The sequence below is a fragment of the Pseudomonas sp. MT92 genome, assembly GCF_058792515.1.
Genome location: NZ_JBXAFA010000013.1, coordinates 84,588 through 108,676 on the forward strand (window position 1 = coordinate 84,588; position 24,089 = coordinate 108,676).

24 protein-coding genes and 1 pseudogene are annotated in these 24,089 nt (G+C 60.3%); 10 read left to right on the forward strand and 15 right to left on the reverse strand.

Going from position 1 to position 24,089, the window contains the following annotated elements:
* Complete coding sequence (locus tag AC1Q6D_RS23095) at positions 1 to 1,620, forward strand: DUF2300 domain-containing protein (protein ID WP_103403418.1); 1,620 nt, start codon at positions 1 to 3, stop codon at positions 1,618 to 1,620.
* A 3-nt stretch (positions 1,621 to 1,623) separates the two neighbouring features.
* Positions 1,624 to 2,436 carry a YfaP family protein gene (locus AC1Q6D_RS23100; RefSeq protein ID WP_103403419.1) on the forward strand — a complete coding sequence of 271 codons (813 nt, stop codon included), beginning with the start codon at positions 1,624 to 1,626 and terminating at the stop codon, positions 2,434 to 2,436.
* On the opposite strand, the gene AC1Q6D_RS23105 is transcribed toward AC1Q6D_RS23100, so the two are convergent.
* From AC1Q6D_RS23105 to exaC, 12 genes and pseudogenes are all read right to left on the reverse strand, one after another.
* Positions 2,423 to 3,598, reverse strand: coding sequence for a GGDEF domain-containing protein (locus AC1Q6D_RS23105; RefSeq protein WP_103403420.1), 1,176 nt, complete (start codon positions 3,596 to 3,598; stop codon positions 2,423 to 2,425). The two genes, AC1Q6D_RS23100 and AC1Q6D_RS23105, sit on opposite strands and share 14 nt — an antisense overlap.
* A gap of 161 nt (positions 3,599 to 3,759) precedes the next feature.
* The gene (locus tag AC1Q6D_RS23110) at positions 3,760 to 4,236 is read right to left on the reverse strand and encodes a GNAT family N-acetyltransferase (protein WP_103403421.1); all 477 of its coding nucleotides are present in this window, start codon (positions 4,234 to 4,236) and stop codon (positions 3,760 to 3,762) included.
* Between the two features lie 41 nt (positions 4,237 to 4,277).
* Positions 4,278 to 4,454, reverse strand: a pseudogene (locus AC1Q6D_RS23115) (Arm DNA-binding domain-containing protein); the annotation flags it as partial.
* Between the two features lie 466 nt (positions 4,455 to 4,920).
* Positions 4,921 to 5,667 carry a S24 family peptidase gene (locus AC1Q6D_RS23120; RefSeq protein ID WP_047533792.1) on the reverse strand — a complete coding sequence of 249 codons (747 nt, stop codon included), beginning with the start codon at positions 5,665 to 5,667 and terminating at the stop codon, positions 4,921 to 4,923.
* A gap of 215 nt (positions 5,668 to 5,882) precedes the next feature.
* A complete protein-coding gene (ppa, locus tag AC1Q6D_RS23125) occupies positions 5,883 to 6,410 on the reverse strand; it encodes an inorganic diphosphatase (RefSeq protein ID WP_003228599.1) in 528 nt (175 codons plus the stop codon).
* Between the two features lie 111 nt (positions 6,411 to 6,521).
* Positions 6,522 to 7,334, reverse strand: coding sequence for a M90 family metallopeptidase (locus AC1Q6D_RS23130; RefSeq protein ID WP_103403422.1), 813 nt, complete (start codon positions 7,332 to 7,334; stop codon positions 6,522 to 6,524).
* A gap of 6 nt (positions 7,335 to 7,340) precedes the next feature.
* Positions 7,341 to 7,997: a DedA family protein gene (locus AC1Q6D_RS23135; RefSeq protein ID WP_103403423.1), complete on the reverse strand. Its 657-nt coding sequence runs from the start codon at positions 7,995 to 7,997 to the stop codon at positions 7,341 to 7,343.
* Between the two features lie 270 nt (positions 7,998 to 8,267).
* Positions 8,268 to 8,729: a GNAT family N-acetyltransferase gene (locus AC1Q6D_RS23140; protein WP_047533786.1), complete on the reverse strand. Its 462-nt coding sequence runs from the start codon at positions 8,727 to 8,729 to the stop codon at positions 8,268 to 8,270.
* 116 nt (positions 8,730 to 8,845) lie between these two features.
* Entirely contained in the window at positions 8,846 to 9,670 is an 825-nt protein-coding gene (gene eutC, locus AC1Q6D_RS23145; protein WP_103403424.1) for an ethanolamine ammonia-lyase subunit EutC, read from the reverse strand.
* Positions 9,671 to 9,678: 8 nt separating this feature from the next.
* Complete coding sequence (locus tag AC1Q6D_RS23150; RefSeq protein WP_103403425.1) at positions 9,679 to 11,073, reverse strand: ethanolamine ammonia-lyase subunit EutB; 1,395 nt, start codon at positions 11,071 to 11,073, stop codon at positions 9,679 to 9,681.
* Between the two features lie 135 nt (positions 11,074 to 11,208).
* Positions 11,209 to 12,579: an ethanolamine permease gene (gene eat, locus AC1Q6D_RS23155; RefSeq protein ID WP_090466889.1), complete on the reverse strand. Its 1,371-nt coding sequence runs from the start codon at positions 12,577 to 12,579 to the stop codon at positions 11,209 to 11,211.
* Positions 12,580 to 12,773: 194 nt separating this feature from the next.
* Positions 12,774 to 14,294: an acetaldehyde dehydrogenase ExaC gene (gene exaC, locus AC1Q6D_RS23160; RefSeq protein WP_047533778.1), complete on the reverse strand. Its 1,521-nt coding sequence runs from the start codon at positions 14,292 to 14,294 to the stop codon at positions 12,774 to 12,776.
* A gap of 299 nt (positions 14,295 to 14,593) precedes the next feature.
* Here exaC and AC1Q6D_RS23165 point away from each other — a divergent pair, with 299 nt between their 5' ends.
* The 4 genes from AC1Q6D_RS23165 to AC1Q6D_RS23180 all read left to right on the forward strand — a co-directional run bounded on the left by AC1Q6D_RS23165 (position 14,594) and on the right by AC1Q6D_RS23180 (position 18,891).
* A complete protein-coding gene (locus tag AC1Q6D_RS23165) occupies positions 14,594 to 16,507 on the forward strand; it encodes a sigma-54-dependent Fis family transcriptional regulator (RefSeq protein WP_103403426.1) in 1,914 nt (637 codons plus the stop codon).
* Positions 16,508 to 16,635: 128 nt separating this feature from the next.
* Positions 16,636 to 17,985 (forward strand): UDP-N-acetylmuramate:L-alanyl-gamma-D-glutamyl-meso-diaminopimelate ligase, encoded by a 1,350-nt coding sequence (gene mpl / locus AC1Q6D_RS23170; RefSeq protein WP_103403427.1) that lies wholly within the window; start codon positions 16,636 to 16,638, stop codon positions 17,983 to 17,985.
* Positions 17,982 to 18,614 (forward strand): flavin prenyltransferase UbiX, encoded by a 633-nt coding sequence (ubiX, locus tag AC1Q6D_RS23175; RefSeq protein ID WP_047533771.1) that lies wholly within the window; start codon positions 17,982 to 17,984, stop codon positions 18,612 to 18,614. The genes mpl and ubiX overlap by 4 nt, the downstream gene beginning before the upstream one ends.
* The gene (locus AC1Q6D_RS23180; RefSeq protein ID WP_047533769.1) at positions 18,607 to 18,891 is read left to right on the forward strand and encodes a YceK/YidQ family lipoprotein; all 285 of its coding nucleotides are present in this window, start codon (positions 18,607 to 18,609) and stop codon (positions 18,889 to 18,891) included. Before ubiX ends, AC1Q6D_RS23180 begins: the two co-directional genes overlap by 8 nt.
* A gap of 69 nt (positions 18,892 to 18,960) precedes the next feature.
* Here AC1Q6D_RS23180 and AC1Q6D_RS23185 read toward each other — a convergent pair whose 3' ends face one another.
* From AC1Q6D_RS23185 to AC1Q6D_RS23195, 3 genes are all read right to left on the reverse strand, one after another.
* The gene (locus AC1Q6D_RS23185) at positions 18,961 to 19,602 is read right to left on the reverse strand and encodes an oxidoreductase (protein WP_047533767.1); all 642 of its coding nucleotides are present in this window, start codon (positions 19,600 to 19,602) and stop codon (positions 18,961 to 18,963) included.
* A gap of 27 nt (positions 19,603 to 19,629) precedes the next feature.
* Positions 19,630 to 21,348: a C13 family peptidase gene (locus AC1Q6D_RS23190; RefSeq protein WP_103403428.1), complete on the reverse strand. Its 1,719-nt coding sequence runs from the start codon at positions 21,346 to 21,348 to the stop codon at positions 19,630 to 19,632.
* Positions 21,349 to 21,461: 113 nt separating this feature from the next.
* Positions 21,462 to 21,917 carry a MaoC family dehydratase gene (locus AC1Q6D_RS23195; protein WP_103403429.1) on the reverse strand — a complete coding sequence of 152 codons (456 nt, stop codon included), beginning with the start codon at positions 21,915 to 21,917 and terminating at the stop codon, positions 21,462 to 21,464.
* 194 nt (positions 21,918 to 22,111) lie between these two features.
* Here AC1Q6D_RS23195 and AC1Q6D_RS23200 point away from each other — a divergent pair, with 194 nt between their 5' ends.
* From AC1Q6D_RS23200 to AC1Q6D_RS23215, 4 genes are all read left to right on the forward strand, one after another.
* A complete protein-coding gene (locus AC1Q6D_RS23200) occupies positions 22,112 to 22,477 on the forward strand; it encodes a CidA/LrgA family protein (protein ID WP_047533756.1) in 366 nt (121 codons plus the stop codon).
* A complete protein-coding gene (locus tag AC1Q6D_RS23205) occupies positions 22,474 to 23,190 on the forward strand; it encodes an LrgB family protein (protein ID WP_047533755.1) in 717 nt (238 codons plus the stop codon). Before AC1Q6D_RS23200 ends, AC1Q6D_RS23205 begins: the two co-directional genes overlap by 4 nt.
* 11 nt (positions 23,191 to 23,201) lie before the next feature.
* A complete protein-coding gene (locus AC1Q6D_RS23210; protein ID WP_103403430.1) occupies positions 23,202 to 23,792 on the forward strand; it encodes an LON peptidase substrate-binding domain-containing protein in 591 nt (196 codons plus the stop codon).
* A gap of 117 nt (positions 23,793 to 23,909) precedes the next feature.
* Positions 23,910 to 24,071 carry a hypothetical protein gene (locus AC1Q6D_RS23215; RefSeq protein ID WP_158249377.1) on the forward strand — a complete coding sequence of 54 codons (162 nt, stop codon included), beginning with the start codon at positions 23,910 to 23,912 and terminating at the stop codon, positions 24,069 to 24,071.
* The last annotated feature ends 18 nt before the right edge of the window (positions 24,072 to 24,089 follow it).

Sequence of the window (24,089 nt, forward strand, 5' to 3'; positions counted from 1 at the left end):
ATGCCACGGCTTCTGGTCTGCTGGCTGTTGTGTTTGCTTCCTGCGCTGGCCACGGCGCAGGACGAACCGCTGCATCTGGCGTTCAAGGGCGATTTGCTGTCCTTGAGCCGGACTCAGTTGCTGTCGCGCGAGCCGTTGCCCGAGACCTTGCAGACCCCGCTGGGCAGTGTGTGGAAGTTGTTTGTCTATGCCTGGCTGGTGGACACCGGCGCCCGCGAGGCGGCTTATGAATGTCGCGGGCAGTCGAAGGAGGAAGTCTATTGCTGCACGGCGGGCGGCAAGATCGAGCGTGATCAGGCGCTGGTCAAATCCTGCGGATTGTATTTCGAACCGGCGCGTCTGGGCATTTCCAGCGCCGATTGGCGAGTCTATTGGCAGACGCGACAGGCGCCGGAATGGTTGCTGAGCTTACCGTCGTTGCAGCCCGCCACTCGGGTCCCGGTGGCTCAGTTGTTACGCACGTTGGCGCTGCTGCCGGCCCAGGATCAGGCGCGCCGGGTGTTGCTCGATGTGGTGCTCAATGCCGCAGACGGCAATGTGGTCGGCGAGCTCGGCGGCCGGTTGCGGGTGAAAACCTGGAGCTGGCTGGGGGATCGGGATCCGGCGTCGCGCCAGGGCGGTTTTGCCGGTTGGACGGTGGACGGTACGCCGATCTGGGCCGGTGGGCGCGGGACCAGTCAGCGAGTCTTGCGTGAATATGGTCCGGCGTTGGCGACGGTGCTCCCGCCATCAGGCGCGGCCGAGAGCGGAACGTGCGTGGAGGTCAGTCTGTTCTCTCGTTATCCACTGAAACGCGTACTGTCGGGAGGTCGCGTGGCAGCGTCCGGACCTTTACAGGGCGACTACCGCGTAGAGTTCGCCAGCGGCAATCAGCTCGATATCCACAGCGATGGTGAACTGTTTTTACTGAACGACACACTGGTGGCTCGGCTGGATCGCGAAGAATACGTCGCGCGCGTGCTGCAGCGCGAGGCCAGCGCTGAACCCGCCGAAGCGGCCAAAGCCCTGGCCGTGGCCATTCGCACCTACCTGCTGCAAAACGCCACGCGCCACGGCGACTGCCTGAGCATCGACGACAGCAGCCAGCGCCAACGGGTCGCACCGCGTCCGGCCAGCGCCGAAGCGCGCGATATCGCCGCCTGGACCCGTGATCTGGTACTGGCCGGCAGCACCGTGACCTACCATTCCGATCAACCCGGCCCGGACAAACTGTCCTGGCAGCACGCCGTCGAACAAGCCAATGCCGGCCAACGCTACGACGCCATCCTGCTGCACGCTTACCCACGCGCCAGCCTCAGCCGCTGGGACAATCCCGTCGCCTCCTGCGAAGCGCTGCCCGCCGCGCAAGACTGGCTGCAAAAGCAGCGTCGCGGCTGGCGCCCACGGCTGGAAAGCGAAACCGGCTACAACGAAGTCAGCACGTTCGCCGTCTGCCGCCTGACTTTTGGCCGCCCCTACGTCGACCGCGAACGCCAGCGCATCTATGTGCGCGGCGTGCTCTCGCTGCAAGACCGTCTCGACCTGACTCATGAATACCTGCACCTGGCCTTTGAGGCACACCCCAACGGCCAGGATGAAACCTACATCGAAGGGCTCGCCCGTCATCTTTTGCTGGAATAGACCATGACACTCCGTTATCCACAGGTCTTGCTGTTGCTCTTCGCGTCGGCCGTGTTATCGCCGACCCAGGCTGCCGATAGCGTCAAGCTCGACACCCCCGCAGGCGGTTGGCGCACAGGTGCGGCGGAAGGCGAGGGGGAGAACTTCCGTCAGACCGTCAACTACCCGGCCTCCTCGGTGAACACACCGGCAGGCCAGGCCAACACCGCGCGCATCGCCGGACAGATCAAAGCCACGCCCAAGTCGGCGGAGCCCGGCCGGTTGATTGTGAACGGTGTCAGCATGCCGCTGAAAATCGATCCGGCGGGCCGCTTTGATCGCCCGTTCTCGTTTCCCAACGGCAGCAACAGTGTCGAGGTCCGTAGTCCTGACGGCCAGCAACGCCGTCGTGTTCAGTTCTTGAATGCCAGCGGTGGAGCAACACCGGCCAAATTGCGCGTTCTGCTGTCATGGGACAGCGATAACACCGACCTCGACCTGCACCTGATCACCCCCGACGGTGCGCACATCTGGTACGGCGACCGCGTCGCCCCCAATGGCGCAGCACTCGATGTCGACGTCACCACAGGCTACGGTCCGGAAATCTTCGCCATGCCTGCGCCGATCAAGGGGCAGTATCTGGTGTACGTGAATTACTTCGGCGGTGGCTATCGCATTGACGAAGAGGGGCAGGAAGAGGCGGTTCAAGCGCTGACCACCGCGCAGGTCACCGTGATTACCGAGGAGGGGACGCCGAGCGAGAAGATCGAGACGTTTCTGGTGCCGATGCGGGCGGTGGGGGAGTTGACGCTGGTGAAGGGGTTCAGTTATCCGTGAGGCTCAAGTACATCTTGCGCAGGGTCTGAACGCGGTTACGTCCCCGATCCTTTGCCCCGTATAGCGCTTCATCCGCTTGTGAAAGCAGGCCGAAAAGATCGTAGCCCGACTCACGCGTGGTGACGACACCAATGCTGACACTGAGCATCCCCGGTTCCAGCATCGACAGCTGTGAAAAGGACAGGCGAATGCGCTCGGCCACCTGAACCGCTTCCTGCTCACCTGCCTCCTTGAGCAGGCAGGCAAACTCTTCGCCACCGATACGACCGAACACATCCTGCTTGCGCAGGTTCTCCGCCAGAATCCGACTGAATGCGATCAAGGCCTGGTCCCCCACCGGGTGACCAAAGCTGTCGTTCAGGCGCTTGAAGTGATCCAGGTCGCATAGCAGCAGAGCGGCGGGTTCCTTGTGGCGATTGCTGTCCGCCAGCAAGCGTTCCCCGTTAGCCATGAACGCGCGACGGTTGCCGATTCCGGTCAACGGATCACAGAAAGCGGCGGCCTTGAGCTTGAGTTCGGCGCGCTCCTTGACCATGGCCAGCGCCACATAGGCAATGCCAATGACGTAGAGCATGGACTCGAACAGCATGAAGGAGAAAAAGCGCACGCCATCACCGACGCCCGACAAGGCCTGATCCAGCGGCAGGCTTTTGTCGATCACACTACGGACCACATAGAAAGTGGTGTGCAGCAGCGTCAGCAGCAGCGCGGGCATGTACGCGACTTCAAGGCTGCGACGGCTGCGCCAGAACTCCAGTGCCGTCAGCACGCCATAACCGGCGACCAGCAGGGAATACACCACGACTCGAACGGGCATGGCGTCATAGAAAACCGGGCTCAGACACAGCGTCAGCCAGAGGCCGGCCCCGGCCAGAATCCCCTGCATTGAGGGTGTGCGTCCGACGAACACGCGCATGGCCGTCCAGTTCATCGCCGCGCTCAACAACAGGGCGACGTTGCCGAAGATGATCGGCACAAAATCGACCCCCCGACCCCGCCAACTGACCAGCACCACACCCAGCGCAGCCAGCAGCATCATGGCGCCCAGATAAGCCAGGGTCCGCTCACGGGGTTCGCGCCACCAGGCGTGACAGGTCAACAGCCCCATCAACGCGAAGACGAAGACTGACGCGACCAGCAAGGTCGGGATGTGAAGCGCCATGTCTTTGGTTCCCGCGAAGCTCAAACCGGAGTGGTCCCGCAGAAGGGGGGTCGGGTCAACGAGGTTGTGGTCGAAAAGGGTGGATTTAGCACTTGGGGTGCCAGTATTGGCAAGGGGGGCATTTATCCGAGTAGTCGGCACCGAGCGCCAAACGGCAGCGATTAAGTAGCCTGGAGAGGCCGTTCCATTTTGATGATCTCGATGGAGACCGGGCTGTTGCCTCGGGAAAACGTGCCTTCGCCGATCTTGCGAAAGCCGAACTGCTGGTAGAACTTTTCTGCGGTCAAGGTCGCCTCCAGGTAAGCCCTGGAGTGGCCAGCATCGCGGATCTGTTGCAAGGCCTTTTCCAGCAGCAGCCTGCCGATACCCTGCCGCGCCCCGCTGCCGCGTATGAACAGTTTGCTGACTTCATGCCCGTCAACCTCGACAAACCCTTGGATCCCGTCGTTTTGCGCCAGCCACACGTTGCCGCCCACGATCGCCTCCCGGTACGTCTGTGGCGAACGCCCGTCCAGCCACATGGCGATCTGTTCGGCGCTGTAGTCAGCCGTGCACAGGCGCTCAACCGAATCTTTGTGGGTCTGAAAAATGTTCTCGGCGTCCTCCAGGGTCGCCGGGCGGATCTGCACATGACTCATCAGGTGAACTCCAGTTTCTTTTAGGGCCAGCCACTTGCCGCGAATGAGCCCAGGCCCATTTCTCTACGACGGCCCGCCAATTGAAAGCGAAGAAGCCAGGATTTACGCCTGGCAGGTTTGACGAGCAAGCGTAGCCCATGGCTCTCGTCATCGGTGCCGGGTTCGGTCAGGTTTTCGAAGGATTCAGCTGACCCATTGATGTTTCCCTGTCGTCCCATTACGTCGTCGGACGAGATCAAATGGCGTTGAACGCCATCAGACAGTGACGCGCCTGAAACGCCCGTGATAGCCAGGCTATCGGCAGGAATCTCGGATGGGACGGGATTATTTTGGGCAATTAAAAAGCCGGCTTGTGGCCGGCTTCTCGGGGACTGGCTTGGTTCATTTTTGGTAAACCGCGCCAGCCTTCAAAACGTACACCCGGATCTTGCGTCCGGCTGTGGGACTCGGCGAGAAAATCATCTGCCTTGTCGGTGCGATGCTCCGCCGCGGAGCGGGGGGATGCGCAAATGTGGGGCGCAGCATACTGATTTTTTGAGGAAATTCCCAGCTTGGTGTGCGAGATAGAGCTCTGGGTTGGTTCTCAGGGTGATTCTCTCGACGTCTTTGCGGGCAAGTCCGTTCCCGCAGGTCTCGCCTGTCCCTGCGGGCGCATGGCTTGCGCGTGATGAATTCGCCTCGGTATCACAGAAATGGCACTTCCGGCCGGCGCTTGTTCAGTGTCGACCACCAGAACACCCAACCTAATACCCGAATGTTTTGCTCTTCGATCTGCGCGGCCCGGAAGATTTCGTCCGGGTATTCGATCCTGTTGTGGCTGCGCATGCGAATGGCGTTGCCGGGCACTCGGTGCAGGTATTTGATCCGCAGCATGCCGTCATGTTCGATCGCGTAGATCTCGCCATCGATGATGTCCTTGAGCCCACGGTCAATGCCCACGAAGGAGCCGTCTTCAATTCTTTCGCCCATGCTGTTGCCGATCATGCGGGCACAGATGGCATCGGTATGTTTGATTTCCAGGGAATCGAGGTGGCTGCGGGGCAATCGGATGGATTGGCCGGGGTCTTCGACGACGTGGGTTTTGTTGGAGCCAGGTGCGGTGGCGGTTTCTTTGTAGAAGGGCAGTTCGACGTCAAGGGGCTCGACGACGGTGTAAATGCCGCGGATGGCCTGGGCATCGAATGTATGGCCGGTTTCGTCGAGCAGGCGCAGGTGTCTGGCGTCTTTCGGGCCTTCGCCCGTTTTCAGCCATTCACTGTTCACGGAGAGTTTTCTGGCCACTTCTTCCATGCAGTGCGCAGGCACGCCACGGGTGTACCAGTTGTGGACTTTCTGCGGGACTGCGTCCAGAAACTCGGCAAATCCCGTTGTCGTGATGTTCGCTTCTTCAAGGAGCGCTTTAAAGCGCGGGCCGCTAGTGTTCTTTTTCATAAACGCGAGTCTACTGGCGGCGCATAAGGCTTTGAATAAACGAACCGTTCAAATTTCGAGGGAGATTTAAGACTGGATGTAAGACGTTCTTGAGTGAAATTAAACAAGAAAAAACCAATTCGGAGCCTGTTAAACGACCCGTTTAAGTGGTGCTTTTCGAGCGCCCAAAAAAAACCCCGGATCACCGGGGCTTTTCTTGAAGCTCGCAGCGGCGCTTAGCCTTTATAGGCAGCAACCGACTTGGTGATCGCGGCACGGGCGGCGTCTGCGCCGTCCCAGCCTTCGATTTTCACCCATTTGCCTTTTTCGAGATCTTTGTAGTTCGCGAAGAAGTGCTCGATCTGCTGAATCAGCAGCGGTGGCAGGTCGGTGTATTCCTTCACGTCCACGTACAGCTGGGACAGCTTGTCGTGTGGAACCGCGATGACTTTGGCATCGCCGCCGCCGTCGTCGGTCATGTTCAGGATGCCGACCGGACGAGCGCGGATCACGGAGCCTGGAGCAACCGGGTAAGGGGTCACGACCAGCACGTCGAGGGGATCACCGTCGTCAGCCAGGGTGTTCGGGATGTAACCGTAGTTGGCCGGGTAGAACATTGGGGTGGCCATGAAACGGTCAACGAAGAGGCAATCGCTGTCTTTGTCGATTTCGTACTTGATCGGCGCGTGGTTGGCCGGGATCTCGATCGCGACGTAGATGTCGTTCGGCAGGTCTTTGCCAGCCGGAATCTTGCTGTAGCTCATTGGGCGTTGCCCCCGTTAGTTGACCAAAAACACTTGGCCGGATTGACCAAAAAGTGGCGGCGATTATAGGCATATTCCTGTGTCGACGCCATGTACCAGAGGTCGTAGACCTTAGTCATGTGCCTGATAGACCGGGTCCTCGGCGAGAAGTTGCTTGAGCCTCCTCAGCGGGTCCTGGCGATAGAACAGTTTCAGCTGCTCATAGACCTGTGGATAAGCCTCGTGCAGCAAATCCGGAGCACTGAAGAAGTACTCGCTGGTCACGGCGAAAAATTCGCCCGGGTTCTCGGCGGCGTAGGGATCTATCGCGGTCTCGGCGTCAGGATGGCGATCAAGTTGTCGGTCGAGATCGTCATAGGCTTCTTGCATGACTTTCGCCCAGTCGCTGACCCGCATGTCGGCATGCAACGGTGGCAGGCCATTGGCATCGCCGTTGAGCATGTCGAGTTTGTGCGCCAGCTCGTGGATCACCAGGTTGTAGCCTTCCCAGCCACCGCTGGCCATGACGCCGGGCCAGGCGAGGATGATCGGGCCCTGCTGCCAGGCTTCGCCGCTGTGCTCGCCATCCCATTCGTGCTCGACACCGCTGGCGTCGCGATGCCGTTGCGGACTGAGGAAATCGTCGGGGTAGAGGATGATTTCGTGAAAACCCTGGTACCAGTTCAGGTCGCCCAGGTTCAGCAATGGCAGTTGCGCCTGGGCCGCGAGCAGCAGACGTTGCTCCTGATGGAGTTCAACGCCCGGCAGGGCGGTCAGGTGTTTGTCTTGCAGGAACAGCACGCTGGCTTCACGCAGCCACTGGTCTTCAGCGGCGCTGATGCCATCCAGAAAACTCAGTTGATGGCGCACCCGTTGCCACATGTCGTCGGCAATCGGGTGTTTGGCCAAGGTGCGCTGGCGTCGCCAGGCGCTTAGGGACCACATCGTGAATCAGCGTGTTTCGGCTTTGGAGTTCGAGTTGCCGAAGCGGCTGCGAATCACGCCGATGATCATCGGTAGCAGTGACAGCAGGATGATCCCGACCACCAGCAGCGACAGGTTTTTCTTGATGAACGGTACATTACCGAAGAAGTAACCGAGGGTGACCAGGCCGCCGACCCAAAAAATCGTGCCCAGTACGCTGAATCCGAAAAAGCGCGGGTAAGGCATCTTGCCGACGCCGGCGACGAACGGTGCAAAGGTGCGGATGATGGGCAGGAAGCGCGCCAGGGTTACGGTTTTGCCACCGTGCCTGTCATAGAAGTCATGGGTTTGTTGCAGATAGTCGCGGCGGAAGATTTTCGAGTTCGGGTTGCTGAACAGTTTTTCACCGGCTGTTCGTCCGATCACGTAGTTGGTGCTGTCGCCGAGAATCGCCGCCAGCATCAGTAGCCCGCCCAGCAGCACCGGATCCATACCGCCACCGGCGGCAACGGCGCCGGCGATAAACAGCAGCGAGTCGCCTGGCAGGAAAGGCATCACCACCAGGCCGGTTTCACAAAAGATCACCAGAAACAGAATGGCGTAAATCCAGGCCCCGTAATTGGTTACGAGCATGTCGAGGTAGACGTCGAGATGCAGAACGATATCGATCGGGTTGAAATCCATGGAGGGCACCTGTGATAACGGCCCGACTCGGCAGGCCTGTGCGTATGACTTCGCGTAAGACTACGGATGGGTGTAGTTTTTCTTACAAGCCGGAAAGATCGGGATTATACGGACTGAGAAGTGAAAAGAGCGTCGAGATTGTAGCGGGGGATTTCACTCGGGCCGACGCTGGGTGCGCTCTGTTTTGCGGGCGCACACCTGCTCGCGATGGAGGTGCCAAATGACACACCGCAATCGAGAGCAAGCTTGCGCCTGCAGGTTTGACGCGGGTCAAAGCTCTTCGCTGATTGGCAACACGTAGTTCTTGAACTCGGTGTCTTCCTTGAACCCGATGGATTCATAGGTTTTCTGTGCGGCCTGGTTGTTGCTGCTGGTGGAAACACGCATGCGCACGGCATTGGTTTCCTTGGCCATTTTCTTCGCGGTACGGATCAGGTTGTCAGCCACCAGTTGGCGGCGGGCGTCCTCGGCGACATAGATGTCGTTGAGGATCCACACGCGTTTGAGCGATAGCGAGGAAAAGCTTGGATATAACTGACAGAAACCCATCAGCTTGTTGTTGTCGTCATCGGCCAGTGCCAGGTAAATCACTGACTCCTTGCGACGCAGGCGTTTCTCGAGGAACGCCCGGGACGAGTCCGGATACGGCAGGGAGCCATAAAATTCGCGATATTTGACGAACAACGGGGTCAGCAGGTCCAGGTGTTCGAGGGTCGCTTGAATAATCCGCATGGTAGGTCTCGTCTTCAAGTGGCTGTCTTCACGTGCTCTGACGGCAAAAGGTACTCACTGGCAGCCGTGCTTCGATCCTGCCTGAAATCATCCCGAAAGTGCAATGCGGAAGCGGTTCAGGCATCCGGCGGACTCAGTAGGAAATTACCTTTGATGTCCGCGTCAACGTCCGACTCCAGCGTCTGAACCTGCGCTTCATCCTTTAAATTGACGCCCGAAAGCTGCCGTCGACAGGCCTCGCGCATCAGATACAGCAAACGGTGTGCCGCCATGCCATAACTCAGGCCTTCAAGGCGAACATTAGAGATGCAGTTGCGGTAGGCGTCCGTCAGGCCGACCTTGGGATTGTAGGTGAAATACAATCCCAGGCTGTCTGGCGAGCTGAGGCCGGGGCGCTCGCCGATCAGGATCACTGTCATTTTGGCGCCGAGCAGTTCACCAACCTCGTCGGCCACTGCAACGCGACCTTGTTCCACCAGAATCACCGGGGCCATTGACCAGTTTTCGGCCCCCATCTGTTCTTCCAGGCGCGCCAGAAACGGCAACGTGTGGCGATGAACGGCCAGGGCCGACAAACCATCGGCGACCACGATCGCCAGATCGACCCCGCCGGGATGGGCTGATGCGTAATCGCGCAGGATCTGTGCGGACTCATCGCTCAACTTTCGCCCCAAATCGGGGCGCTGCAGGTAGCTGTTGCGATCGATTGCCGCGCTGTGCAGCAAGATGCTTTCGCGCCCACGTTCAGCCAATTGCGAGCTCAGTGCCTTGTGGTCAAACGGCAAATGCACGGCGTCCCGGGCCTGGGCGTGGGCATACTGGAAGTCCAGCTGCGCGCGCGTGGGCATGCTGGTGCCCGTGCGGCCCAGGGCGATCCGCGCCGGTGTCAGGCGTCGCAGTTCCAGCCATGGGTTGTGCGGATCGAAGGGTGGTTTATCCATGGAAACACTCATCCCAATTGCGCCAAGGCCTGGCGGAACGCCGGAGGCAGGCTGTTGCCGAAGAGAATCTTGCCGTCCGCTTGAGTGAAGATGCCCATTTTCGCCAGCCATTGTTCGAACTCCGGCGCGGGCTTCAGGCCCAGGGTCTGACGAGCATAGAGCGCGTCGTGGAACGAAGTGGTCTGGTAGTTGAGCATGATGTCGTCGGAGCCGGGGATGCCCATGATGAAGTTGATCCCGGCCACGCCCAGCAGGGTCAACAGGGTGTCCATGTCGTCCTGGTCGGCTTCGGCGTGGTTGGTGTAGCAGATGTCACAGCCCATCGGTACGCCCAGCAGCTTGCCGCAGAAGTGATCTTCAAGGCCGGCGCGAATGATCTGTTTGCCGTTGTAGAGGTACTCCGGGCCGATAAATCCTACGACGGTGTTCACCAGAAACGGATTGAAATGTCGTGCCACGGCATACGCTCGGGTTTCGCACGTCTGTTGATCGACGCCATGGTGGGCGTTGGCCGACAGGGCGCTGCCCTGGCCTGTTTCGAAATACATCAGGTTTTGCCCGAGGGTGCCGCGATTGAGGCTCAATCCGGCGTCGTAACCTTCCTTCAATACATTCAGATTGATGCCGAAACTGGCGTTGGCCGCCTCGGTGCCGGCGATCGACTGGAACACCAGGTCCAGCGGCACCCCGCGATTGACGGCTTCGATCGACGTCGTGACATGCGTCAGAACGCAGGCCTGTGTCGGGATTTCGTAGCGTTGAATGATGGCGTCGAGCATTTCCAGCATCGCGCAGATCGAGGCGATGCTGTCGGTGGCCGGGTTGATCCCGATCATGGCGTCGCCGTTGCCATGCAGCAAACCGTCAAGGATGCTCGCGGCGATACCGGCCGGTTCATCCGTGGGGTGATTCGGTTGCAGTCGCGTGGAGAGCCGGCCGCGCAGGCCCAGGGTGCCGCGGAACTGTGTGACCACACGGATTTTCTGTGCCACCAGCACCAGATCCTGCACGCGCATGATCTTCGACACGGAGGCGACCATTTCCGGCGTCAGGCCGGGTGCAAGGGCGCGCAGGACATGTTCGTCGGCGGCATCGCTGAGCAGCCAGTCTCGAAAACCGCCCACGGTGAGGTGACTGACCACGCTGAAGGCATGCATGTCGTGGGTGTCGATGATCAGCCGGGTGACTTCATCATCTTCATAAGGAATCAGTACTTCCTGTAGGAAATGGCTGAGCGGAATGTCGGCCAAAGCCATTTGTGCGGCCACACGTTCGCCGTCATTGAGCGCGGCGACGCCGGCCAGAAAATCCCCGGAACGCGCCGGACTGGCCTTGGCCATCACTTCCTTGAGGTTTTCGAAGCGATAGGTCTGAGCGCCGACGGAATGGGCAAATGCGGCCATGGGGCGGTGTCCTCTGGTCTGTACAAGTCTTGATAACACAAACAGTCCCAGTGGGAGAGCGTGCGCTCCCACAAGGGAATGTGCATGCACTTCAATCATGCAGGCGCCAGGCCAAGGGCCCAGCGCCGGTGCAACTCAGACGCCTTCGAGCATGGCGTCCGCCGGTGCTTCGGAGCGTTGCTTGGCGGTCAACTGGAAATACAGGTAACCGGCGGCCATGAATCCGACGAAAACCAGGCCGATCAGGGTGTTGAACCAGGCCATCGCCACCAGGCACACCACGGCGAGAAACAGCGCGATACCCGGCACGATCGGATAGCCTGGCGCACGGAAGGTGCGTTCCAGGTTCGGCTCGGTTTTACGCAGTTTGAACAGGCTCAGCATACTGATGATGTACATCACGATGGCGCCGAAAACCGACATGGTGATCATCGCTGCCGTCAGGGTCATGCCTTGCAGGTTCACCAGGCCGTCGCTGTAAATTGCCGCGATACCGATGACGCCGCCGGCAAGGATCGCCCGGTGCGGCGTCTGGAAGCGCGACAGTTTGGCCAGGCCGCGAGGCAGGTAGCCGGCGCGGGCCAGCGCAAAGAACTGCCGCGAATAGCCCAGGATGATGCCGTGGAAACTTGCCACCAGGCCGAACAGGCCGATCCACACCAGCATATGCATCCAGCTCGAATTGTTGCCCACCACGGCCTTCATGGCCTGGGGCAGCGGATCGTTAATGTTCGACAGTTGACGCCAGTCGCCGACGCCGCCGGCCATGACCATCACGCCGATGGCCAGGAACACCAGGGTCAGAATGCCGCTGACGTAGGCCTTGGGGATCGTGCGTTTCGGGTCCTTGGCTTCTTCGGCCGCCATGGCCGCGCCTTCGATGGCGAGAAAAAACCAGATCGCGAAAGGAATGGCGGCGAAAATGCCGGGAATCGAGGCCATCGTGAACTCATTGGAGCCGGACCAGCCATTGAGCACAAAGTTACTGAAGCTGAACCCTGGTGCAACGACGCCCATGAACACCAGTAGTTCGGCGACCGCCAGTACGGTGACCACCAGTTCGAAGGTGGCCGCGATGCTGACGCCGAGGATATTCAGGGTCATGAACACGAAATAGGCGCCTACCGCCGCGATTTTCGGGTCCAGTTCCGGGTATTGCACATTGAGGTAGGCGCCGATGGCCATGGCGATCGCCGGGGGCGCAAAGACGAATTCGATCAGGGTGGCGATGCCGGCGATCAAACCACCTTTCTCGCCAAAGGCTCGCCGGCTGTAGGCAAACGGCCCGCCCGCGTGGGGAATGGCGGTGGTCAATTCGGTGAAACTGAAGATGAAGCAGGTGTACATCGTCGCCACCATCAGGGCGGTGACGAGGAAACCCAGGGTGCCTGCGGTGCCCCAGCCGTAACTCCAGCCGAAGTATTCGCCGGAAATCACCAGGCCGACGGCGATGCCCCATAAATGCAGGGTGCCGAGTGTGGGTTTGAGCTGTGTGGTAGAAGTCATAAGTCCTCGCTGTCTTTTTTATTGTTTGATCTTTTGGACTTTCGGAAGCGGCTTTTGCGTGTAATGCGGGCACGCAAGGCCCGTGCCAGAGCGGCCAGCCTTTTGTGTTGTGCCATTGAAGGCGCCATCGCCAGCAAGCTTGCTCGCGATGGCTGCTGGAAAGGCGACACAGAATCCCTGTGTCGCCGCGGGTTTTAGAAGAAGCCCAGCGGATTGATGTCGTAGCTCACCAGCAGGTTTTTGGTCTGCTGATAGTGATCGAGCATCATTTTGTGGGTTTCACGGCCGACGCCGGACTTCTTGTAACCGCCGAACGCGGCGTGCGCCGGGTACAGGTGGTAGCAGTTGGTCCACACACGACCGGCCTTGATGGCACGGCCCATGCGGTAGGCGCGGTTGATGTCGCGAGTCCAGAGGCCGGCGCCCAGGCCGAACTCGGTGTCGTTGGCAATGGCCAGGGCTTCTGCTTCGTCCTTGAAGGTGGTGATGCTCACGACCGGGCCGAAGATTTCTTCCTGGAACACCCGCATTTTGTTGGTGCCTTTGAGCAGTGTCGGCTGGATGTAGTACCCGGTCGCGAGGGTGCCCTCGAGTTTTTCCACTTTGCCGCCGGTCAGCAGTTCAGCACCTTCGCCCTTGGCGATTTCAAGGTACGAGAGGATTTTATCGAATTGCTGCTCGGACGCCTGTGCGCCGACCATGGTGTCGGTGTCCAGCGGGTCGCCACGTTTGATCTGCAGGACCTTCTTCATCACCACTTGCATGAATTCGTCGTAGATCGACTCTTGCACCAGCGCGCGGGACGGGCAGGTGCAGACTTCACCCTGGTTGAAGAACGCCAGCACCAGGCCTTCGGCGGCTTTTTCGATGAAGCTTGGCTCCGCCTTCATGATGTCTTCGAAGAAGATGTTCGGCGATTTGCCACCCAGCTCCACGGTGGACGGAATGATGTTTTCGGCGGCGCATTTCATGATGTGCGAGCCGACCGGGGTCGAGCCGGTAAAGGCGATTTTGGCGATGCGTTTGCTGGTCGCCAGGGCTTCGCCGGCTTCTTTACCGAAACCTTGCACAATGTTCAGTACGCCCGGTGGCAGCAGGTCGCCAATCAGCTCGACCAGCACGGTAATGCCCAGCGGGGTTTGTTCGGCAGGCTTGAGCACCACGCAGTTGCCGGCGGCCAGGGCCGGGGCGAGTTTCCAGGCGGCCATCAGGATCGGGAAGTTCCAGGGGATGATCTGCCCGACCACGCCCAGCGGTTCATGGATGTGATAGGCCACGGTGTTGCCGTCGATTTCGGCAGCGCTGCCTTCCTGGGCGCGGATGCAACCGGCGAAGTAGCGGAAGTGGTCGGCGGCCAGCGGAATATCGGCATTGAGGGTTTCGCGCACGGCTTTGCCGTTGTCCCAGGATTCGGTGATTGCCAGCAGTTCGAGGTTCTGTTCGATGCGGTCGGCAATTTTCAGCAGCACCAGCGAGCGTGCCTGGGCGGACGTGGCGCCCCAGGCATCGGCGGCCGCGTGGGCGGCGTCCAGGGCCTTGTCGATGTCTTCGGCGGTGGAACGCGGGAATTCGGCAATCGGTTGGCCATTGACTGGCGAGGTATTGGTGAAGTACTGACCTTTGACAGGCGCGACGAACTCGCCGCCGATGTAGTTACCGTATTTGCTCTTGAACGAAACGATAGCGCCTTCAGTACCGGGGTGAGCGTAACGCATGATGTTTCTCCTTGGCTTTTGTATTTATAAGAGAGACGCGCATGTGCGCTTGCTATAAGCGTAGAGCAAGGGTCGGGCCAGTGCCTTGCAGGTCAGGCAAATCAAGGCCTTGGGCGATTTCTGTCGGACGGGCGGGCGGTGTCTGTGACGCTTTCGGTACAGTGCCTGTGACACTTTGTACCGTTTGTGGCGCAGCCTGTGACTGGCCGGTCTTGCCGACATTGCAATGCGGGCTAGGCTGGAGGATGCTCGGCATCACCTCAACACGGGTCGCCGAGCCCCGGGGAGAATAATAAGAAATGCACGACAACCATTTGAGTCGCCATGCCCAGCAAGTACTGACTGTGACCCAGGGCAAAGCCCACCTGCACGGTCCTGGCAGCGATCCGTCCATCGCCCGCTCCTGGCTGCGCTGCCTTGAGGACTATCACCTCGATCCGGCCCTGAGCATGGCGCCGACAGTGCTGGAACATGGACGCGTCCTCGAAAGTCGTGAACGCCTGCAGCAAGTGCTGCACATCGCCGGCAGTGAAATGACCAGCCTGCATCAACAGCTTTCCGGCGCCGGCCATGCGGTGCTGCTGACCGATGCGCGTGGTGTGATCCTCAACTGTGTGACGGCGCCCGCCGAACGGAAGATTTTCGAGCGCGCCGGGCTCTGGCTCGGCGCCGACTGGAGCGAGGCCTGCGAGGGCACCAATGGCATCGGTACCTGCCTGGTGGAGCGCCAGTCGCTGACCATCCACCAGGACGAGCACTTCCGCGGCCGTCATACCGGCCTGACCTGCTCGGCAAGCCCGGTGTTCGACCCCCACGGCGAGCTGCTGGCGGTGCTCGACGTCTCGTCGGCGCGGCATGAGGTGTCGCGTCAGAGTCAGTTCCATACGATGGCCCTGGTCAATCTTTCGGCGAAGATGATCGAGAGCTGCTATTTCCTGCGTTACTTCGATAACCAATGGCTGCTGCGTTTTCATTTGCAGGCCGAGTCCGTCGGGCTGTTCAGCGAAGGGTTGCTGGCGTTCGATGGGGAGGGGCGAATCTGCGCGGTCAATCAGAGCGCACTGAACCTGCTGGGCCATGTGCGCGGTGGATTGCTGGGCAAGCCGGTTGAGGCATTTTTCGATTGTTCGCTGGATGAGTTGCTTGGCCGTGCAAGCGCCCATGCCAGCGCCAGTTGGCCGCTGCGCACCCGTGACGGGCGCAAGCTGTTCGCCGTATTGCGTGGGCAGCCGCGCCGCGTGCCATTACCACTGGCGCCCGGTCCGGTGGTTGAGGCGCGTGCGCCGTCATCGGGTATTTGCCTGGGCGATGCCGGTTTGCAGGCGGATTTCCGCAAGGCCCTGCGGGTGTACGAACGGGACGTGCCATTGCTGATCAACGGTGAAACCGGCTCGGGTAAAGAGGCGTTTGCCAAAGCCGTCCATCGCGCCAGTCAACGGGCGGACAAGGCGTTTGTCGCCCTCAACTGCGCCGCCATCCCGGAAAGCCTGATCGAGAGCGAGCTGTTCGGCTATCGCGGCGGCAGCTTCACCGGGGCTCGCAAGGAAGGCATGCGCGGCAAGTTACAACAGGCCGATGGCGGCACCTTGTTCCTCGACGAGATCGGCGACATGCCGCTGGCGATGCAGACGCGCCTGTTGAGGGTGCTGGAGGATCGTCAGGTGGTGCCGATCGGTGGCGAGCCGGAGGCGGTCAACGTGCGGATCATCAGCGCCACGCACCGCAATCTGCTGGAACGGGTGCAGGAAGGCAGTTTCCGTGAGGACCTGTTCTATCGACTCAACGGGCTGGAGGTCGCGCTGCCGGCATTGCGCGATCGCAGTGACAAATCGCAACTGCTGGACTTTTTGCTGGCCGAAGAGGCGGGCGCAGAACTGGTCGTGATCGACGGGCCGGCCCGTCAGGCCCTGCTGGGTTTCGCCTGGCCGGGCAATGTGCGGCAGTTGCGCAACGTGCTGCGGACATTGGCCGCGTTGTGCGAGGGCGGGCGGATTGTGCTGGACGATTTGCCGGCGATGATTCGCCAGACCCGACCGGCGGTTCGACCGGTCATTGAAGAGCCTGCCGAACATCCGCTGGAAGATGCCGAACGCCTGGCGCTGTTGAATGCGCTGGAGCAAACGCGTTGGCACATGACCCACACGGCTGAGCAACTGGGAGTCAGCCGTAACACGCTTTACAGAAAACTGCGAAAACACGGTATCGCCCGCTAGGGCCAGCCAATCGGTGGGAGCACGGAAAGTCGTGCTCCCACCGGTCCAGCCATCAGCGTGGTCTGAAACACAAGGTGCGATTTTCCCCTCCCTAAGCTAACCTGCGGCCATGTTTTACGAGGTCGACTATGCACATTCATATTCTTGGTATCTGCGGCACTTTCATGGGTTCGATGGCGGTTCTGGCCAAAGAGCTGGGCCATCACGTGACGGGCTCCGATGCCAACGTCTATCCGCCGATGAGCACTCAGCTCGAGGCCCAGGGCATCGAGTTGACCCAAGGCTATGATCCGGCGCAACTGGACCCGGCCCCCGACCTGGTGGTGATCGGCAACGCCATGTCCCGTGGCAACCCCGCCGTGGAATATGTGCTGAACAAAGGCCTGCCGTATGTGTCCGGCCCGCAATGGCTGGCGGACCACGTGCTGCAAGGTCGCTGGGTGCTGGCCGTTGCCGGTACTCATGGCAAAACCACCACCAGTAGCATGCTCGCCTGGGTGCTGGAGCATGCGGGCATGAGCCCGGGCTTCCTGATCGGCGGTGTGCCGCAGAATTTTTCGGTCTCGGCGCGCCTGGGTGATACGCCGTTCTTCGTCATCGAAGCCGATGAGTACGACAGTGCGTTCTTCGACAAGCGTTCCAAATTCGTGCACTACCGTCCGCGCACGGCGATCCTGAATAATCTTGAGTTCGATCACGCAGACATCTTCCCGGATCTGCCGGCGATCGAGCGCCAATTCCATCATTTGGTTCGGACCATTCCGAGCGAAGGCCTGATCATTCATCCGACTACCGAGCCAGCTTTGCAACGCGTCATCGAGATGGGCTGCTGGACCCCGGTGCAAACCACGGGTGCCAGCGGCCAGTGGCAGGTCAAGCTGCTCAGCGAAGACGGCTCGAAGTTCGAAGTGATGTTCGAAGGTGCTTCCCAAGGCGTGGTCGAGTGGGACATGACCGGCCAGCACAACGTCGCCAACGCACTGGCCACACTGGCGGCTGCACGTCACGTGGGTGTGGTGCCGTCCATGGGCATCGCCGCCTTGAGCGCTTTCAAAAGCGTGAAGCGTCGCATGGAAAAAGTCGCGGAAGTGCGCGGCATCACTATTTATGACGACTTCGCTCACCATCCGACCGCCATCGCCACCACGCTCGACGGCTTGCGTAAACGCATTGGCGATGCACCGTTGATCGCTATTATCGAGCCGCGCTCCAATTCCATGAAGCTCGGTGCGCACCGTGATGGTTTGCCGGAAAGCGTGGTCGATGCCGACCAGGTGATCTGGTACGCACCGGCCAACCTCGGTTGGGATCTGGCGGGCACCGCCGCGCTGTGTACGGTGCCGTCGATCGTCAGTGATTCCCTCGAAGGCATCATTGAGCGCGTCAAGAGCCAGGCCCAGCCCGGCACTCACGTGGTGATCATGAGCAACGGCGGCTTTGGCGGCCTGCACGGCAAACTCGCCGAGGCGCTCAAATGAACAACGGCCCGGACCGTATCACGCTGGCGATGACAGGCGCTTCCGGCGCCCAGTACGGCTTGCGCCTGCTCGACTGCCTGGTGCGCGAAGAGCGGGAAGTGCACTTTCTGATTTCCAAGGCCGCGCAACTGGTGATGGCCACCGAAACCGACGTCACGCTGCCGGCCAAACCGCAGATGATGCAGGCCTTCCTCACCGAATACACCGGCGCTGCGGCGGGGCAGATTCGGGTGTATGGGAAGGAAGACTGGATGTCGCCGGTGGCCTCGGGCTCCGGCGCACCGGCGGCGATGGTGGTGGTGCCGTGCTCTACCGGGACGTTGTCAGCCATCGCGACCGGCGCCTGCAACAACCTGATCGAACGTGCCGCCGATGTGACGCTGAAGGAGCGTCGCCAGCTGATCCTGGTGCCCCGTGAAGCGCCGTATTCGAGCATTCACCTGGAAAACATGCTCAAGTTGTCGAACATGGGCGTGACAATTCTGCCAGCATCGCCGGGCTTCTATCATCAGCCGCAAACCATCGACGACCTGATCGATTTCGTCGTGGCGCGCATTCTCAACCTGTTGAATATTCCGCAAGACATGCTGCCACGCTGGGGCGAACACCATCTGACCAGCGATGAATAAGTTTCTGACGATTGTTCTCGCCTTGCAGTTGGCCGGGTGCGCCACCGCGCGCACGCTGGATGCCGCGAAGCCGGGAGCGCCGGTGGTGTACTCAGGGACTCGGCTGGATCTGTATGCGATGAACGGTGGTTGTTGCGCGATGGACCGCTTCGGTGCCGAAGCGCCGAGCTATCCCGGCGTCGACCTGCCGGCCAGCGCACTGCTCGACACCCTGCTGCTGCCATTGTCGTTGCTGACTGTGATCGGGGTCAGTTTTCAGGCGACAGGCGGATTGTAGGAGAGCCGGCTTCTGTGGCGAGGGGCGGTCCGGCGTTCCGACAAGCCCCCTCGCCACAAGTTGGTCAGTCTATTTGCCGAGCTTGCGCAGTTCATCCGACTCGACAATCCGCACTCCATCCTGTTCTTCCAGCGCCAGTCGCCACATGGCGCGGGCCATTTGGCAGGCCTCGATGCCGTGGTACTTGCCCGGTATCAGGCGAGACAGTGGGCCGGCGAGTTTCTCGGCCAGGCGCGGTTCGGTGCGCTCACCCAGCAGCAGTGATGGACGGCAGATGGTCAGTTGCGGCCAGTCCTGCGCGCGCAATGCCTGCTCCATCTCGCCTTTGACCCGGTTGTAGAAAATCGGAGACTTCGGATCGGCGCCCAAGGCGCTGATCACGATCAGATGACGGGCGCCCATTTCCCGCGCCCGTTTGGAGAAGGCCACCACCATGTCCAGGTCCACCGCGCGAAACGCCTGTTCCGAGCCCGCCTGCTTGATGGTGGTGCCCAGGCAGCAATAGGCGATGTCGACGCGACCGTTCAATTGCGGGAGGAACACGGCCGGGTCGCCGACCGGGTTTTCAAGGTGGGGATGTTTGGCCAGCGCCCGGCGTGAGGGCGCCAGAACCCGCGTAATGGTCGGCTCATTGAGCAAACGATCGAGTAGATGTTCACCGGTCAAGCCGGTGGCTCCGGCAAGCAGTACGTGCTGAGGCGTCAAGTACATAGTGTTTCTCCCTTGATACCCATCAGCTTAGTTGTTCTTTGTATCCTTGCTTTCAATGGCGGCACTTTGCAGGGCTTTGCGTGCCTGTTGTTTACGTAACAGCTGCCAGTGGGAGAGCACGGTTTTCGGTGCCCAGATCTGCGGTTCGGAGGCTTCGAAGCCATCGGCCAGCTCGCGCTCGGCGACAGTCGCCCTGGCCAGTTTGAAGGCCTGTTCCAGATCATCGGTCTGGTTCAGGGCCTGGGCGAACAGGGCATCGCCGAAGTAAGTGAAGTTGGCTTCTTCCGAACAGCCAAAGGACACGCGGTCAGCCCGCGAGGCGGTCATGATCAGGGTGCGTTCATCCTTGAGGGCAGGGATGAAGCCGCCGGAGTAGCAGGCCGAAATCACGATGACCTTATCGCGGTTTTTCAGTGGTGCCAGGACGGCGGCCAGTTCGTCGGCCGGCAGATCGGCCAGTTCCATGCGCGGCTGGTCGAGCACCAGTTCGTGTTCACTGGTGCCGTGGCTGGTCAGGTAGATGAAAATCAGGTCTTCCGGCCCGCTGCGTTCAGCCAGGGTCACGGCGGCGCGGCGCATGTTTTCCCGGGTGGCCATCGGGCGATCGACGAGGTGGTCGCGATGGTTCACCAGGCGGATCTGGCCAAAGGCGCCGAAGCGGCTGGTGAGCATGTTGGCGACGTAGTCGGATTCGCGCAGGAACACGCTCTGCTTGCCATCGCCGCCCAGGGTCAAGGTGTACAGCTCGACGGCCGGAGTCGAGGCCGGCACATTACTGAGTGCGTCCTCCAGCAGGCGGCCCTGGGCCAGCAGGCCGAGTTCGAGGCTGTCGGGGAGTAATTTGCCATTGGCATCGCGCACGCGCTGGCCGTTGATCCAGGTACCGCTTTGTACCGTGCCGTCCGTCAGCACCAGGGTGCCGCGACCGGAATAGCTGTCGTTGTCGAACTGGCCGATATAGAAACTGCCATCAGGCAGGTTCAGGCGACCTTGGCCGGCAAAGCGCCAGTCGCTGAATTGACCAATGTAATGGCTGCCATCGGCGCCGATCAACTCGCCCTTGCCGTTCAGCGAGCCTTCCTCGAATTGGCCCAGCCAGACGTCGCCGTCGGCGTTTTCGTAGCGGCCCTTGCCGTGCAGTTGATTGTTCTTGAAACCGCCGACATAAATGTCGCCGTCGGCACTGTTGAACGTCCCGTTGCCTTGCAGCTGTCCATCGACGAAGTGCCCGGTGAACTGATTGCCGTTGCCGTCCCCGCGCTGGCCTTCGCCGTTGGGCTTGCCGTGGGCGAACTGGCCCTGGTAGGTGCTGCCATCATCGAGTTCGAGACGGCCAAGCCCTGAATACTGATCGGCTTTGAATTCGCCGCGGTAGGTCATGCCGTTTTCTTTGAGTGTGCCTTCGCCGTCGCGGCGGCCGAGTTTGAAGCTACCGGTGAAGCTGCTGCCATTGGTGGTCAGGCTGCCCTGGCCATCGAACAGCCCTTGCTTGAATTGACCGCGATAAACCTCGCCGTTGCTGCCGTGCCATTCGCCCTGGCCATGCCATTGGCCTTGGTCGAACTCACCGGCATACCAACTGCCGTTCGGGTAATCGATGCGACCCTGGCCTTGCAGCAGCCCATTGACCAGATCTCCACGATAGCGTCCGCCATCCGGCAGGCGGGCGTCAGGGGGCAGCGGCGATTCGCCGTCGCCGCAAGCGGTGAGCATCAGGGTCAAGGCAAGGAGTGCGAGTGAGCGCATAGCGGGATCCGGGCAATTAGGCGACGGAGTATGCCGCAGCTATGTGACCTTATACAGTCGGTATAAAAGGAGGTGATGCGAAACAGTGCGGCCTGCTTCGCATCCGGGATGGTTTACACGAAGCAGAGCGACAAGGGCTCAGCGATGTACGCCGGCTTGTCCGAGCCTTCGATTTCCAGGGTCGCGGTGGCTTTGAGCAGCCATTGGCCGGGTTTCTTCTCGGTGACTTCGGTCAGGTCGACTTTGAGGCGCACCTTCGAATTGACCTTGACCGGCTGAATGAAGCGCACGCTGTCGAGGCCGTAGTTGACCACCATCTTCAAGCCCTCGGGCATGACGAGGATGTCTTCCATCAGTTTTGGAATCAGCGACAGTGACAGGAAACCGTGGGCGATGGTGCTGCCAAAGGGCGTTTGCGCGGCTTTGACCGGATCGACATGGATGAACTGATAGTCCCCTGTGGCTTCGGCGAACAGGTTGATGCGTTCCTGATCGATGGTGAGCCATTCGGAACGTCCAAGTTCCTTGCCGACATAATCATTGAGCTCTGCAACTGGAACATAGGGCATTGAGACTCTCCTTGGGTTCATCGGTTTTATAGTTTTGAATGGGGGGATTTTTGGCCTCCCGGCTTACCACTTTAGATCAACATGGCAAATTGCTCCGGTCAACCGACCATGCTTTTGGCGAATGCCGGTCTATAGCGCAGGCGTGCTTATAATGCCCGGGCCAATGCGGGTGACGGATTTGCGGGAGATGAAGAATGTTGTTACGTGGCCTGACCTGGCTGGTGCTGTTCCAATTGCTCGGCACCGCGATCAACCATTTGTTTTTGCCAGTGCTGCCGGGGCCGATTGTCGGTCTGCTGCTGTTGTTGGTGTTTCTGATCAGTCGTGGTCAGGTGGGTGAACCGCTGAACCTGGCGGCCAGCAGCCTGTTGCGATATTTGCCCTTGCTGCTGGTGCCGCCGGCGGTGGGCGTGATGGTTTACGCCAAAGACATTGCCGCTGATTTCTGGGCCATCACGGGAGCCTTGGTGTTGTCGCTGCTGCTGTCCATGGCCTTCGCGGGCGTGCTGATGCAGCGCTTGATCAAGCGTCATGCCCACCATCCCGAGGACAACCAATGATCCTTGACTGGTACGGCGCCTGGACGTCGGTGATTCACCATCCATTGTTCGGTATCGGCATTACCCTCGGCGCCTATCAGCTGGTACTGGCCGCATTCGAGAAAACCCGCTGGATCTTTTTGCAGCCGGTGCTGGTCTCCATGTTGCTGGTGATCGGTGTGCTGGTGGGCTGCGGGCTGACCTACGCCGAGTACCGCAAGAGCACCGAAATTCTCAGTATTCTGCTCGGCCCGGCGACGGTCGCGCTGGCCGTCCCGCTTTATCTCAACCTGCGACGGATTCGGCAGTTGTTCTGGCCGATTTTTACTACGCTGGTGATAGGCGGCGTGGTGGCTACAGGCATGGGCGTGCTGTTGGGCTGGTGGTTCGGTGCCGAACACATGATCCTGATGACCATGGCGCCGAAGTCGGTGACTTCGCCGATTGCCATGTTGGTGGCCGAGCAAATCGGCGGTGTCGCGGCGCTGGCGGCGGTGTTCGTGTTGATCACGGGTGTGATCGGGGCGATATTCGGCCCAAGCCTGCTGACCCGGCTCGGTGTCCACAGCCCGGAGGCACGCGGCATGGCACTGGGCATGACCGCCCACGCGGTTGGCACGTCGGTGGCCTTGCAGGAAAGTGAAGAGTGCGGCGCGTTCGCGGCGCTGGCGATGAGTTTGATGGGCGTGGCCACGGCGGTGTTCCTGCCGTTGGCGGTGTCGATAGTGGTTTGAAGGAAATGTCTATGAGTCTGCCGCTTTTTCCGCTGAACACGGTGCTGTTTCCTGGCTGCATCCTCGACTTGCAGATTTTCGAGGCGCGCTACCTGGACATGATCGGTCGCTGCATGAAGCAGGGCGGCGGCTTCGGTGTGGTGTGCATTCTAGACGGCGAAGAAGTCGGCATCGCTCCGGCGGGTTACGCGCTGGTCGGATGCGAGGCGCTGATCACCGACTTCAAGCAGCAGGACAACGGCTTGCTCGGGATTCGAGTCCAGGGCGGTCGGCGATTCCATGTGTTGCGCACTGAGGTTCAGCGCGATCAGTTGACCGTCGCCGAGGTCGAGTGGCTGGAAGATGAGCCTGAACAGCCACTACAGGATGAGGACGCCGATCTGGTGGCCTTGCTCAACGCGCTGGCCGAACACCCGATGGTCGAAGCGCTGAATATGGGCACGGAAGCGACCGGCCAACAGTCGTTGGCCAATCAGTTGGCTTACCTCTTGCCGTTCGCCGAAGTGGACAAGATCGACCTGCTGCAACTCGATGATCCGCAGCAACGACTGGACGCGATTCAGGCGTTGCTGGACGAGTTGCAAGGGGAATTGTTTGCCTGAGCAGCAATTGGCAACGATTCGGTCAGGTTGCCAGCATTGAAGGGCGCCAAGGATTTATTTAGTTTGCGGTTGGTCCACACGAAGTGGCCAATTTCATTACTAAAAGGAATTAAAATCATGACTATCTACACAACCGAACGTGCCGCCTGGGAAGCTGCTGCTGTGGGCTACATGCTTAAACATGCCAGCCTCGGGCAATCTTTTGAGGACACCGCAGCCACGGCAGGTCGGCTTGCTGATGCTCTCATTCTTGAGATGCGCAAGCGTCAAAGTGCTTGATCACTGATGAACTGAATA